The following is a 14,038-nucleotide window of genomic DNA, read 5'->3' as shown; positions in this document are numbered from 1 at the left end:
CTGTTCATCTAAAATGAATAGTAGATTGAGAGTCAGTTTTATGGCTCTCATTTTTTAAAATTACTGAAAATTATATATATTTTTTTATACTTATAGTAAAAAAATAATAAGGAGGATCATTTATATGATCAAGGATACTTTTAATGAACCCTTCCATAGCATAACAGACTTGCAAGAAGAAAAACTTCGTCGACAAATTACATATATTTATGAAAAATCACCGTTTTATAAGGAAAAGTTTAATCAAAATAATATCAATCCTAAAGACATTCAAACAATTAAAGATTTAGAAAAGCTCCCTTTTACAGTTAAAGATGAAATTCGCGAAAGTCAAAGAATTCAACCGCCATTAGGTTTGCATGCTGCTGCAGAGATGGAGGATATCATCCGAGTTCATTCATCTTCAGGAACAACTGGTAAGCCAACATACGTTGGAATAACAAGAAATGATTATGATGTTTGGACTGAAATCTTAGCACGCGTTTTATATACCCATGGAATTAGGAAAACTAGCAAAATTGTCTTTGCAATGGGATTATCTTTTTTTGTTGGAAGCTCAATGAAAGATGGTATTGAACGACTTGGTGCAACGTTTATTCCAATCGGTACTGGCGCATCTGATCGAGTTATTCAAAGTATTAATGATTTTGAGGCAGATGTATTATTTTGTACTCCATCCTATGCTACCTATCTAGCAGAATATGTTCGAGAAAATTATGACTTTGAACCGAAAGATCTAGGAATCAAGCTAATGTCTGTTGGTGGAGAACCTGGTGGAGGATTGCCAGAAATTCGCAATAAGATTGAACAAGAATGGGGTTGTAAAGTACTTGAAGCAATGGGTAATGCTGATATGGCACCTGTTCTATTCAGTGAATGCCAAGAACAAGCTGGTATGCACTTTGTCGGAGGAGATTATGTAATTTGTGAAATTATTGACCCGGAAACAGGAAAACAAGTACCTCATGGAGATCATATGCAAGGTGAACTGGTATATACAGCGATTGACCGCGAGTGTTCGCCACTTCTTCGCTTTAGAACAAGAGATCTTGTTCAAGTAGATACAACGCCATGTAAGTGCGGCAGAAAAAGCATGAGAATAAGATGTATCGGCCGCACAGATGACATGTTAATAGTAAGAGGTGTAAATGTCTTTCCTTCAGCTATTAAGGATGTAATTAATAGTTTCCGTCCAAGAACGAATGGTGAAATAAGCATTCTTTTAAATCAAGCGCCACCACTTGTACACCCGCCATTACCTATTAAGGTTGAATATGAGGAAGAATTAACGCAAGAAGAATTATATGTCTTGAAAAAAGAGATTGAAACAACGTTACGTTCTAAGTTAACTTTTACTGCTGATGTTCAGCTTGTTCCAAAAGGCACTTTACCGCGCTTTGAAATGAAAGCAAAGTTAACGCAGCTTACAATTTAAAAATTAGAACCTAACCAAATAATAATTGTAGCTCTAGATGTTATTTGGCGAGACAGTTTTTTAAAAAGGAGATAGATAGATTTGAAAGCAATCGATACACATGTCCATTTAATGACCGAGGAAGCAGCTGTTTCAGGGGGAGATTATCTCCACACTGGCCAAGAGTATTTTGGACAAGAGCAACACATTATTACCATCAAGGAAACAGCAGACTATTATCGGAAATTAGATATGAAAGCTGTTTTATTAGCAACTGATTTTCGTACAAATACGGGCTTGCCACCGGTTTCCAATGATCATGTAGCAAAAGCTGTTAAAGAGCATCCAGATGTATTCATGGGCTTTGCCAGCGTTGATCCATGGATGGGGAAATTGGCTATACAAGAGGTTGAACGTGCAGTATCAGAGCTTGGTTTGATCGGACTAAAATTCCAGCAGGCCGGACAGGCGTTCTACCCAAATGATCATCGCTTTTATCCGATTTATGAAAAGTGTCAAGAGTTAGGCATTCCAGTTCTATTTCATATGGGTACAACCGGACTTGGAGCTGGACAACCTGGTGGGCTAGGAATTAAATTGAAATATTGCCGACCAATTTATATCGATGATGTCGCAGCAGACTTTCCAAATCTTACGATTATTGGGGCTCATCCAGGTTGGCCTTGGCATGAAGAACTATTAGCGATTGCCGTTCATAAAGCGAATGTTTATATCGATTTATCTGGGTGGGCACCGAAGTATATTCCGCCAATAGTCGTTCAGTATGCGAATTCCTTACTGCAGGATAAAGTTCTCTTTGGCTCAGATTGGCCTTTACTAACACCAGAAAGATGGATGAAAGAATTTGACCAGTTAAATATTAAAGATTCTGTCAAACCTAAAATATTTCTAGAAAACGCTAGAAGAGTTTTTAAATTAGAAGATTAATAATATTTGGGAGAGGATAGAGCATTGGTTAGACAATTAGAACTGAGCAGAGAGTATTGGAATCCAGAAATAGAAACAAAAAGCCATGAAGAGATTAAACAAATTCAGTTTGAAAAGTTGAAAAAGCAAATCAATTATTGCTATGAAAATTCTGCTTTTTATAAAAAGAAATTCCAAGACAACGGTGCAGAACCAGATGATATAAAAACCATGGACGATTTCCGCAGTCTGCCTGCATTTATTACAAAGGAAGAGGATCGAAAAGGACAGGAAGAATCAAGACAACAGGAAAACCATCCTTTTGGATTGCAGCTTTGCGCAAAGCCTGAAGAAGTTGTAGCGATTAATGCAACTTCAGGAACAACCGGTGTGCCAACCTTTTATGCTTTTTCAGAGCATGATCTAAAGATACAAAATGAATCCTTTGCACGAGGGTATTGGCGAGCTGGTATTCGTCCGGGTGACCGGGTGTTAATGGCTACTGGCTTATCAATGTGGCTTGGTGGTACATCAGTCATGCGCGGTATACAAGGAATGGGAGCTTGCCCTATTCCTGTCGGTGTGGAGTCAGGTACTGAAAGGACATTAAACTTTGCCAAACTTACCAAACCATCCGCTATGGTTACCCTTCCATCGATCGCTACACGTTTGATCGAAAAAGCACCCGAAATATTAGGGATGGAGGTAAAGGATTTAGGTATAAAAAGGATATTTGCTCTTGGTGAACCTGGAGCAAGTATTCCTGAAACTCGTGAGAGAATAGAAGAAGCATATGGGGCAAAGTTATATGATGGCGCCACAGGAATTTGGGGGTTGCATAGTGTTTCATGTGACAGTCACAACTATCAGGGGCTACATGCTTACTGTGAGGATCAAATCTTATTATGGGACATTGTCGACCCTGTTTCAAAGAAACCGCTAGAAATTAAGGATGGAGCTATCGGTGAACAAATTATCACAGCATTAGATTGGAAAGCGTCACCTGCATTGCGGTACGCAGTTGGGGATATCATACAAATTTATACTGAACCATGCCCACATTGTGGTTTCTCATGGTTACGGTGGAAGATCATTGGAAGAACAGATGATGTTTTAAACATTAAAGGAGTTAAATTATATCCTGCTGCATTAAAAGAAGTTATTGAAAAATATATTCCACGAGTGACGGGTGAATTTAGGATTGTTTTAAATGAAAAACCACCTAGGGTAATTCCACCATTGCAAGTAAAAGTAGAGCTTGGTCAGGAGTTATCAGGAGAGAGTCTAAATCAACTAAAACAAGAACTTGAAAATGCTTGCTCTCGCTATTTAAGTGTAAGACCATCTATAACCTTATTACCAGTTGGAACTTTTTCAATAAGTAAGGATATGGCTAAAAAAACTAGTTTCTTTGAGAAAAACTATTAAATTTTCGCTTTTAATAGTTTGATAATTCTTAATAGAAAATAAATTAAAGGGAGGTTGATTTAGTATGAAGAAAAGTAAATTTTTATTAGGCTTTTTATTATTAATTGTTGGGATGTTAATTATTTCAGCGTGTTCGTCATCACAAAGCAGCAATAGCGGAGGTAGTAGTGCAGGATCAAATAGTAATGAACAACCGAAAGAAGAAATGAAACCGATAGAGTTAAAGGTAGCACATATTTTCCCAGGCACTCACCCAATTGAAACAGAAATTTTTCAACCTTGGGGCGTAGAGATTGAAGAAGCTACAAATGGTTTAGTAAAAGTGAAAACATATCCTGGCGGTACACTATTACCGGCCGATCAAACGTATGATGGAGTTGTAGATGGAGTGTCAGATATAGGTATGTCATTCTTCTCATATACTCCTGGACGGTTCCCGATTATGCAAATGATTGAGCTGCCTGGTATAGATTTCAAAAATGCTAAAGTTGGTTCAAATGTTGCTAGAGATATTTTATCTGAAGTTAATCCTCAAGAAGTACAAGACACTAAAATACTCATGGTAGGAACAACAGGTCCTGCATTGTTAATGACTCAAAAACCTGTACAAGTATTAGATGATTTAAAAGGCATGGAAATTCGAACAACAGGTGCTAGTGCTGGTAGTATTGAATCTCTTGGCGGCATCCCTGTATCAATGCCAATGGGTGATTCATATGATGCTCTATCTAAAGGGATTGTAAAAGGTATTCTTGGTGCAACCGAAAGTATTAAAGCATACAATCTTGGCGAAGTTACTAAATATGTAACAGAAACACCGTTTCTTTATAATGGTTTATTCTATGTAACTATGAATTTAGAAACATGGAATTCTATTCCAAAAGATCTGCAGGATGCTATCACAAAAGTAACAGAAAAGTACTCTAATGAAGAGTTCCCAAATCTTTTTGATAGGGATAACGAGGCAGGCTTAAAAATTGGTACTGAAGAACATGGCATGGAAAAATTAACGTTAACTGATGAAGAAAAAGCGAAATGGATTGAAATCCTTAAAAATTATCAAAATAAGTATGTAGAACAGCTTGAAGGTCAAGGACTTCCAGGTAAGAGCACACTTGAAAAAATAAACACGCTTGCAGAGCAATACAACGGAACATATTAATTTTGAATGAAGCAGAAGAGTCAGTTGAGTCTTCTGCTTCTTCTATAATCCTTGTTTATAAATTAGGCTGTCAGTATCTTCAAAGTGAGGTGTAAGGTAACGTGAAAAATCCTTCAAATGCGTTAATAAAGCTCAGTGAAATTTTAGAAAGGATTGCCGGATTTGTTTTCCTGTTGGTGATGTTATTGGTTGTTGCAAATATTTTACTAAGAGCATTTTTTCAAAGCCCAATAGCTGGTACCTATGATTATGTCGGTTTTTTGACCGCCATAGGGATCGCTTTAGCATTGGCGAATTGCGCTATTCACAGAGGTCATATTGCAGTGGATTTTTTTATAGAAAAACTCTCGGGTAAGATTCAAGCAATTATTGATTTATTTATGGGGCTTGTTGCCGGGGTGTTTTTTTTGCTAACATCATGGGAAATTGCAAAATACGGCTATAGTATGGTTTTAACCGGACAAAAATCTCCATCCGCGATGATAGCTTATTATCCCTTTATTTATATTGTTGCTTTTGGTGTGTTTATTATGGCTTTAATTATTTTATATCAACTAAGTGAGCCATTTAGAAAGTTGGTGAAAAAATGAGCGAACTAGTAATAGGCTTAATAGGTATTGTAGTCTTTTTTGGATTAATGGCATTAAGAATGCCAATTGCTTTCACAATGGCAATTGTTGGATATCTAGGTCTTTGTGTTCTAACTTCACCATCTGCTGCACTTGGTGTGGTGGCTAAAGAGATTTATGCCAATTTCTCATCATATACATTAAGCGTTGTCCCAATGTTTATATTAATGGGATTTGTAGCTTTTTACTCTGGAATAGGCACCAGCTTGTATAATTTTGCTTATAAACTTGTTGGACATTTTCCAGGAGGTCTTGCAATAGCCACACAAGTAACATGTGGTTTATTTGGTGCAGTTAGTGGATCAAATACGGCAACAGCAGCGACAATAGGAGCCATATCAATTCCTGAAATGAAAAAGTATAACTACGATGATTCACTTTCTACGGGAAGTGTAGCTGCTGGAGGTGCATTAGGGATTCTAATTCCTCCTAGTGTAATTTTTATCTTATATGGAATTGCAACTGAACAATCAATAGGGAAGCTGTTTATTGCTGGAATCCTTCCAGGTATTCTACTTATGCTTTTATATATACTAGCAATTGTTATCATTGTTGTTCGTAATCCGAAATTAGGACCTCCTGGGCCTAAAAGTAGTTGGAGTGAAAGAATTCATGCACTTCGTGGTGGTCTTTTTGAGGCTTTAGCTGTTTTCGTTATTTCTTTAGGTGGACTATACATTGGCTTATTTACACCGACAGAAGCAGGTGCAGTTGGCGCTGCGGCCATTTTAGGTATTTCACTTATTCAAAAACGAATTGATTGGAAAGGAATAAAGAATAGTTTAGTAGATACAACTAGGATTACTGCCATGATTATGCTCTTGTTGGCAGGTGCGATTATTTTTGGAAGATTTATGACACTAAGTCAAATCCCAACCGAATTGGCTAGCTGGGCTAGTAGTTTTCCATATCCGCCTTTCATCGTTATGGGGTTAATCCTTATTATTTATTTAATACTAGGTTTCTTTATCGATGCTTTAGCATTAATTCTCCTTACTATCCCTGTTTTTTATCCGGTGGCTGTAACAACTCTTGGATATGACCCAATATGGTTCGGAATAATAATTACTCTGGTTGTTGCTGCTGGTATTATTACACCGCCAGTAGGTGTAAATGTTTATATAATTAAAGGAGTGGCAAAGGATGTTCCTTTGGAAACAATCTTTAAAGGAATATGGCCGTTCTTTTTTGCATTAATAATTTGCATCATTATTCTTATGTTAGTACCAGAAATAGTTACGTTCTTACCAGAGGTTTTAGGTTAAGAGTTTGGAAGTTATCCTAGTAAATACAGAAAGCAAAGAGCCCTGATACAGGGCTCTTTTGAGTTGAATTTTTCCACTTTTAAAAAGATGCACTTATAATCGATTTGATAAATCTAACAATAGTTTTGATATTTCTTCAAATCTATCAATTCTAGAGTTAATTTCTTTTGCCTTTTCTAATTGATTTATAACTGTATTATTAATAGCAGTTACTTCATCCGTTATTTTCTGCAGATCGGCTTGTAGGTCCCTTAACGTTTTTTCTATCTCTACACTAGCATCGTTGCTGTTTCCGGATAATTTTCTTATTTCATCCGCAACTACGCCAAAACCACGACCAACGTCACCAATTCTTGCTGCTTCAATCGCAGCGTTTAAGCCAATTAATCGTGTTTGTGAGGAAATAGATTTAATTGAATCTAAAATTTGATTTGTTTTTTGAAATTTATTATTGATCTCATCAGCTTTCTTTTGGAGCATTTCACTATCATCATTAAGCTGTGAAGCTACATTAATAAATTGGTCAATAATATTACCCACTTCATCACTAGATTCAATTAGTTCTTCGGCACTTTTATTCAGACCTGTCCACGTTTCGATGTTTTTAGCTATCCCTACAGATCCGATTACATTGTTACGTTCATCCATTAAAGGAAAGCCATATACTCTAACTGGAATCCCATATAAAGAGGCATCCATATTCTTTGCAGCAGGAGCTTTTGTTCTCATTGCTTCGGCCATTGCAGATTTAGGTTTTACTGGGTCTCCCGGAGATATATTTAATTTCACCGTTTTTCCATCTCGTTGTATAATAAATTTTTCTTTATCAGTAACAGCAAAACCCATGTCAGTTTGCATAATCTCAGCAATAAATGGAGTAATCGTAATTAAAGCTTGCATTAATTCTTGACCAGTTACTTTGTTCTCCATAATATTCATAGTAGTTTCACCTTTCTTTATGTAGATTTTGTATTTAAATCTCTTAATAAAAATCTATTAAAATTAAAAACGCTTTCATTTATAGCTATTCTATCACTATGTATAATAAAAAACTATATATAAAGTACTAGTTAATTAACATTTATTACATGTTACTACCATTCTAATTTACACCTAAGATATATACCAAGAACTATTATGAAGATTATGGTATTATAAATTTAAGGTTTTTCTACAATTTGAAAAATTTTAAATTTATAAACCTTTATATGCGTAATAAGCAAATTTATAATAGGTAGAAAGAGTAGGTGTTGCTGGTGGGTTTACACGATAAAGTAAGTACTGGTATGAGCGGATTTGATAAGGTAATTGATAAACTTAGGTTAGGTGATAACGTCGTATGGCAAGTAGATTCAGTAGAAAACTATAAAAAGATTGTTGATCCATATGTTGCTCAAGCTCTAAAGGATCAAAGAAAATTGATTTATGTTCGTTTTGGTAGTCACGAGCCATTATTATTAAAGACTTCGGGTGCAAAGATTTATAATGTTGATCCAAAAAAGGGGTTTGAAACATTTGCAACAGCTGTTCATAGCCTGATTGAAGAGGAAGGTAAAAAAGCTTTTTATGTTTTTGATTGTTTAACAGACTTATTAGAATATTGGTATTCTGATTTAATGATTGGAAACTTTTTTAAAGTTTCATGTCCGTTTCTATATGAATTAGATACAATTGCTTATTTTGCAATCAAACGCAATGTCCATACATATAGCACAATTGCAGGTATTCGTGAAACAACACAACTATTACTTGATTTATATCAAGTGAACGATAACTTCTATATCCATCCTTTAAAGGTTTGGCAGCGTTATTCTCCAACTATGTTTTTCCCACATTTAATTCAAGATCAATCAGCAACCGTTATAACAGCTAGCTCTGAGGCCGCTGAGTTATTTTCAAGTATCAATCGAGTGGAGGAACGACTCGACTATTGGGATGTTGTCTTTAATAAAGCGAAAGAAACTCTCGGTAATGAGCCTGAAAAACAGGAAGAAACAAAACAACTTTTAATGTCTTTACTAATTGGCAATAAATCACGAATGTATGATTTATGTGATCAATATTTTACTTTGCATGATATTCTAACGATTGCATCAAGAGAAGTTGGAACCGGTTTTATAGGCGGTAAAAGCGTAGGTATGCTTATCGCAAGAAAAATCATTGAACGTGAAGGAAAGGACCGTTTTATACCTTTTATGGAACCTCATGATTCATTCTATCTTGGTTCTGATATCTTTTATACTTATATTGTTCAAAATGGCTGGTGGAACCTTCGAGCAAAACAAAAAACCCCTGAAGGTTACTATAAATACGCTCCTGAACTAAGGGATAAAATGTTGCATGGTAAGTTTCCAGAAAATATTAAAGACAAGTTTGTTCAACTGCTTGAATATTTCGGACAGTCTCCTATCATTGTTCGCTCTAGTTCCTTACTCGAAGATAATTTCGGAAATGCATTTGCAGGGAAGTACGAGAGTGTATTTTGCGTTAATCAGGGTACTCCTGAGGAGCGATATGAGTGTTTTGAACAAGCAATTCGTACTGTATATTCAAGTACAATGAATGAAGATGCATTAGCATATAGGATGAATAGAGGCCTGTTTGAAAAAGACGAACAAATGGCTATATTGGTACAACGTGTATCCGGAGATCATTATGGTGAAAACTTCTTTCCGCACGTAGCAGGTGTTGGTAACTCTTCTAACCTTTATGTTTGGGATAAAAGCGTCGATATGGACGCAGGCATGCTTCGACTTGTATTTGGGCTTGGGACCCGGGCTGTAGAGCGAACAGTCGGGGATTATGCAAGAATTGTAACCCTTGATGAACCGTTACGCTTACCACTAATGCACTATGAAGATCAAAAGCAATTTTCACAACATTACGTTGATGTCCTTTCATTAAATGAAAATCAAATGAGCAGTAGCAAATTAGAGAATATTATATTAAGTGATATTAAGGTTGCTAGAGAAATGTTTGCAACCTTAGACTATGAAACCGAAAACCGCTTACGTGAGCTTGGCTATACCAACATAAAAGCGCCTTATATTCTAAATTTTAAAACTTTGCTTGGAGACACCGAGTTTCCTGTACTTATGAAAGAAATGCTAGCTTTGTTATCAAAGGTATATGACTATCCTGTCGACATTGAATTCACAGCTAATTTTAATGAAAATAACCAATTTAAAATTAATCTTCTCCAATGTCGACCTCTTCAAACAAGGGGATTGGGGAAAACTGTTAAATTTCCAGAACGAACTAAGGATCAGGAAACCTTTTTCTCTACTAAAGGTAACTTTATGGGTGGAAATGTTCGTCTACCAATTGATTATGTGGTTTTTGTAAATGCAAAAGCTTATATGGAACGAAATGAACAAGGGAAATATGCTGTTGCTAGGCAGATAGGTAACATCAATAAAGTTCTAAAAGGAAAAAATGCCATGTTAATGGGTCCTGGTAGATGGGGAACGACGACTCCATCTTTAGGTGTCCCTGTTCATTTTGCCGAGCTTTCTAATATGAGTGTCATATGTGAGGTTGCTTCGAATGAAGACGGCCTTATTCCTGAATTATCTTACGGGAGTCACTTTTTTCAAGATATAGTTGAAACGGGGATTTTTTATGTTGCAATATTTGATGGGCAAAAAGATGTGGTTTATCATCCAGAGCGCATATTGAAAAAAAAGAATCTGCTATCATCGCTAGTTCCTAAAGGTGCTCAATTTTCTGATGTGATTCACATTGCTAAAACAGATGGAATGGAAATTTACTCAGATGTTGTATCGCAAAGGCTTTTGTGTAGATAGAAAACTGAAGTAAGATTGATCTTCATAGCTTTAAGGAATAAGGAAGATGATTGCGCATGGTTTTTTCGTTGTGTTTCCTCTTCATAGAGGGGATGAAGAGGTTTGCGGTTGGTTTCTTCGATCTGTTTCCTCTTCATCAGGGGGATGAAGGGGATTGCGGTTGGTTTTTTTGATCTGTTTCCTCTTCATCGACGGTATGAAGGGGATTGCGGTTGGTTTTTTCGATCTGTTTCCTCTTCATCAGGGGGATGAAGGGGATTGCGCATGGTTTTTTTGATCTGTTTCCTCTTCATCGACGGTATGAAGGGGATTGCGCATGGTTTTTTCGCTGTGTTTCCTCTTCATCGGGGGTATGAAGAGGTTTGCGGTTGGTTTCTTCGATCTGTTTCCTCTTCATCGACGGTATGAAGGGGATTGCACATGGTTTTTTTCGGTGTGTTTCCTCTTCATCGACGGTATGAAGGGGATTGCGCATGGTTTTTTCGCTGTGTTTCCTCTTCATCGACGGTATGAAGAGGTTTGCGGTTGGTTTCTTCGATCTGTTTCCTCTTCATCGACGGTATGAAGGGGATTGCACATGGTTTTTTTCGGTGTGTTTCCTCTTCATAGAGGGGATGAAGAGGTTTGCGCATGGTTTTTTCGCTGTGTTTCCTCTTCATCGGCGGTATGAAGAGGATCGCGCATAGTTTTTTCGATCTGTTTCCTCTTCATCAGAGGGATGAAGGGGATTGTGTTTGGTTTTTTCGCTGTGTTTCCTCTTCATCGACGGTATGAAGGGGATTGCGCATGGTTTTTTCGCTGTGTTTCCTCTTCATAGACGGTATGAAGGGGATTGCACATGGTTTTTTCGGTGTGTTTCCTCTTCATAGAGGGGATGAAGAGGTTTGCGCATGGTTTTTTCGCTGTGTTTCCTCTTCATCGACGGTATGAAGAGGTTTGCGGTTGGTTTCTTCGATCTGTTTCCTCTTCATCAGGGGGATGAAGAGGAATGCGCCTGAGTTTTCCGATGAGTTTCCTTTTCATGGCCGTATGAAGAAGGCAGCACTTAGGTTTTACTACAATTTTCCTCTTCATTGGCCCAATGATAGCCGTAATTTCCTACTAGCATTTAAGCAAATAGCAGCCGCTCGTTTTATAGTTTTCCTGCAATACAATCTATCTACTACCTAGTAAATTCAATTGAAAACAGCAAGAAAAAATGGTCTAAATCTCTCATACTGCGAATAGAATTCCTTGATAGATCTTTTAGGGGGATAGGTATGAGACGTCAATTTTTAATAGGACTAGTAACTATAGCTTGCTTAATAACCGGTGGTAGTTTTGTAGGAGCTAAGGAATCGATAACATTGGAAAATGGATTGTTGGTAGATGGACGAGCTATGGTGCCACTTAGGAGTTTGTTTGAAACAATCGGAGCAAAGGTGAACTGGCATAATGAAACACAACAGATCATCGCGACAAAAGGATCAACTATTATAAAGTTACAAATTAATCAACAAGAAGTATCAATAAATGATAGACTATATGATTTAGACTCTCCAGCTAAAGTCATTAATGGCAGAACAATGGTACCGGTTCGATTGATAGATAGAGCATTTGCAGCTGATATAAAGTGGATTGGCAACAGCAATACTGCAATGATCTCAACAGTTGATAAAGACATATCAGTACCAGTCAAAGAATATGTAGAGGAAGTTTCAATAAAAATAAGTGCAGCTGGCGATGTGACACTTGGCGGGGATGTAGAATATGGCTATCAAGGTAGTTTCAATCAAGAAGCAGATGATAATGGGCTTACACATTTTGTAAAGAATATTAAAGATTTATTTATTGATGATGATTTAACAATGGTGAATCTTGAAACAACACTTACAACAGCGACAGCAAAAGCAAATAAGAAATTTCGATTCAAAGGAGACCCGTCGTATACGGAAATATTGACTTTAGGAAGTATTGAATCAGTGAATCTTGCTAATAATCATACATTAGATTACCTTCAGCAAGGCTATAATGATACAATCGCAAATTTAAAAAAAGCTGATATTGGCTACTTCGGTAATGATCATCAATATGTAAAAGAAATAAACGGGGTTAAAGTTGGGGCTTTAGGTTATAAAGGTTGGAGCGATACTTCATCACTCCGAAAGAAAATTAATAATGATATTGCTGCACTTCGAAAGAAAGATGTTGCAATAGTTATGGTTCATTTTCATTGGGGTGAGGAGCGCAGCTATACACCGAACACAGTACAAAAGTCACTAGGAAGATATACAATTGATAGTGGTGCCGATTTAGTGCTTGGACATCATCCGCATGTTGTACAAGGCATCGAAGAATATAAAGGGAAATTCATCGTATATAGTCTTGGCAACTTTATGTTTGGCGGAAATCGAAATCCAAGTGATAAGGATACATTTGTATTTCAACAAACTTTTCACGTAAAAGATAAGAAATTGACAACTAAAAAAGACATTAATGTGATTCCATTTAGCATATCATCGGTTTCACATCGAAATAATTACCAGCCAACTCCAATGGATAGCACAAATGCCGCTAAATTAAAACAAAAGCTAGTCCGTATTTCGGAGAATATTGGTAATTCAAATTGGGCTTTGTATGAAAATAATAAAGCTATGACTTATGAGTAACTTACCTACAATATGATAAACTAATGAGCTCACCTTAGTTGATGTGGGCTTTTATTTACCCTAAACTAAAGGAAACGTCCCCTTGAAGGAGAAGATTAAAATGGATCCTAGAAAAAAGTGGAATAATAAATATAGAGAAAGAATAACTAACCATGAACAACCCGCTGCTAATGAAAGATTAAAGACCATTTCACCGTACTTAACTGGAGGGGATGCTCTGGATGTTGCTTGTGGTTTAGGTGTAAATAGTACTTTTTTAGCTAAATTAGATTTTCGTGTGGATGCATTGGATATTTCCGATGTCGCCATTGATTACCTTAAAAAGCTTGCGGACAAAGAAAAGCTGACGATCTATCCGCGTTTATGTGATTTAACGGATTTGAATAATTTACATCTAAAAGAAAAATCGTACGATTTAGTTGTGATTACATATTATCTTGATCGAAACCTTCTCCAATACATAAAGACTGTAATAAAGGACAATGGTTATTTTTTTATGGAAACCTTTTATAAAAGCCCATTACAAGAGAAGGAAGGAATCTCCAATCAATTTAAATTACAGCCCGGAGAACTGTTATCTTTATATAAAGAAATGCAGATTCTCTATTATGAAGAAAATGAGCACGAAGGGCGCCAAACAATCTTTGTACGAAAAAAGACCTAAAAAAATACAATCAAATAATTCATAGACTGCATATGAAAAAGTCATTCATAACTCGAAAACAGGGGAACCAACTCCTGTTTTTTCTAACAATTTTT

General features: G+C 36.5%; 10 protein-coding genes. 9 read left to right on the top strand and 1 reads right to left on the bottom strand.

Going from position 1 to position 14,038, the window contains the following annotated elements:
* The first annotated feature begins 124 nt into the window (after positions 1-124).
* From C1724_RS20435 to C1724_RS20410, 6 genes are all read left to right on the top strand, one after another.
* Positions 125-1,435 carry a phenylacetate--CoA ligase family protein gene (locus tag C1724_RS20435; RefSeq protein WP_102348617.1) on the top strand — a complete coding sequence of 437 codons (1,311 nt, stop codon included), beginning with the start codon at positions 125-127 and terminating at the stop codon, positions 1,433-1,435.
* An 81-nt stretch (positions 1,436-1,516) separates the two neighbouring features.
* Positions 1,517-2,362: an amidohydrolase family protein gene (locus tag C1724_RS20430; RefSeq protein ID WP_219723283.1), complete on the top strand. Its 846-nt coding sequence runs from the start codon at positions 1,517-1,519 to the stop codon at positions 2,360-2,362.
* Positions 2,363-2,386: 24 nt separating this feature from the next.
* A complete protein-coding gene (locus C1724_RS20425) occupies positions 2,387-3,769 on the top strand; it encodes a phenylacetate--CoA ligase family protein (RefSeq protein WP_102348616.1) in 1,383 nt (460 codons plus the stop codon).
* Between the two features lie 64 nt (positions 3,770-3,833).
* Positions 3,834-4,931 carry a TRAP transporter substrate-binding protein gene (locus tag C1724_RS20420; protein ID WP_102348615.1) on the top strand — a complete coding sequence of 366 codons (1,098 nt, stop codon included), beginning with the start codon at positions 3,834-3,836 and terminating at the stop codon, positions 4,929-4,931.
* 101 nt (positions 4,932-5,032) lie between these two features.
* Entirely contained in the window at positions 5,033-5,521 is a 489-nt protein-coding gene (locus tag C1724_RS20415) for a TRAP transporter small permease (protein ID WP_102348614.1), read from the top strand.
* Positions 5,518-6,825 carry a TRAP transporter large permease gene (locus C1724_RS20410; RefSeq protein ID WP_102348613.1) on the top strand — a complete coding sequence of 436 codons (1,308 nt, stop codon included), beginning with the start codon at positions 5,518-5,520 and terminating at the stop codon, positions 6,823-6,825. Before C1724_RS20415 ends, C1724_RS20410 begins: the two co-directional genes overlap by 4 nt.
* A 93-nt stretch (positions 6,826-6,918) precedes the next feature.
* Here the strand turns inward: C1724_RS20410 and C1724_RS20405 are convergent, their stop codons facing one another.
* On the bottom strand, positions 6,919-7,764 hold the full coding sequence (locus C1724_RS20405) for a methyl-accepting chemotaxis protein (protein WP_102348612.1): 846 nt from the start codon (positions 7,762-7,764) through the stop codon (positions 6,919-6,921).
* Positions 7,765-8,081: 317 nt separating this feature from the next.
* Between C1724_RS20405 and C1724_RS20400 the strand changes: the two genes are divergently transcribed.
* The 3 genes from C1724_RS20400 to C1724_RS20380 all read left to right on the top strand — a co-directional run bounded on the left by C1724_RS20400 (position 8,082) and on the right by C1724_RS20380 (position 13,943).
* On the top strand, positions 8,082-10,631 hold the full coding sequence (locus C1724_RS20400) for a PEP/pyruvate-binding domain-containing protein (RefSeq protein ID WP_102348611.1): 2,550 nt from the start codon (positions 8,082-8,084) through the stop codon (positions 10,629-10,631).
* Between the two features lie 1,259 nt (positions 10,632-11,890).
* The gene (locus C1724_RS20385) at positions 11,891-13,279 is read left to right on the top strand and encodes a CapA family protein (RefSeq protein ID WP_258000478.1); all 1,389 of its coding nucleotides are present in this window, start codon (positions 11,891-11,893) and stop codon (positions 13,277-13,279) included.
* Positions 13,280-13,379: 100 nt separating this feature from the next.
* A complete protein-coding gene (locus tag C1724_RS20380; protein ID WP_102348608.1) occupies positions 13,380-13,943 on the top strand; it encodes a class I SAM-dependent methyltransferase in 564 nt (187 codons plus the stop codon).
* Positions 13,944-14,038 lie beyond the last annotated feature (95 nt).

Source organism: Bacillus sp. Marseille-P3661, from assembly GCF_900240995.1.
GTDB lineage: Bacteria > Bacillota > Bacilli > Bacillales > Bacillaceae_J > OESV01.
This window is presented reverse-complemented; position numbering and strand designations above follow the sequence as displayed.

Coding starts and splice junctions, on each gene's coding strand:
- C1724_RS20435 (WP_102348617.1), top strand. CDS start 125: ATGATCAAGGATACTTTTAATGAACCCTTCCATAGCATAACAGACTTG.
- C1724_RS20420 (WP_102348615.1), top strand. CDS start 3,834: ATGAAGAAAAGTAAATTTTTATTAGGCTTTTTATTATTAATTGTTGGG.
- C1724_RS20410 (WP_102348613.1), top strand. CDS start 5,518: ATGAGCGAACTAGTAATAGGCTTAATAGGTATTGTAGTCTTTTTTGGA.
- C1724_RS20405 (WP_102348612.1), bottom strand. CDS start 7,764: ATGAATATTATGGAGAACAAAGTAACTGGTCAAGAATTAATGCAAGCT.
- C1724_RS20385 (WP_258000478.1), top strand. CDS start 11,891: ATGAGACGTCAATTTTTAATAGGACTAGTAACTATAGCTTGCTTAATA.
- C1724_RS20380 (WP_102348608.1), top strand. CDS start 13,380: ATGGATCCTAGAAAAAAGTGGAATAATAAATATAGAGAAAGAATAACT.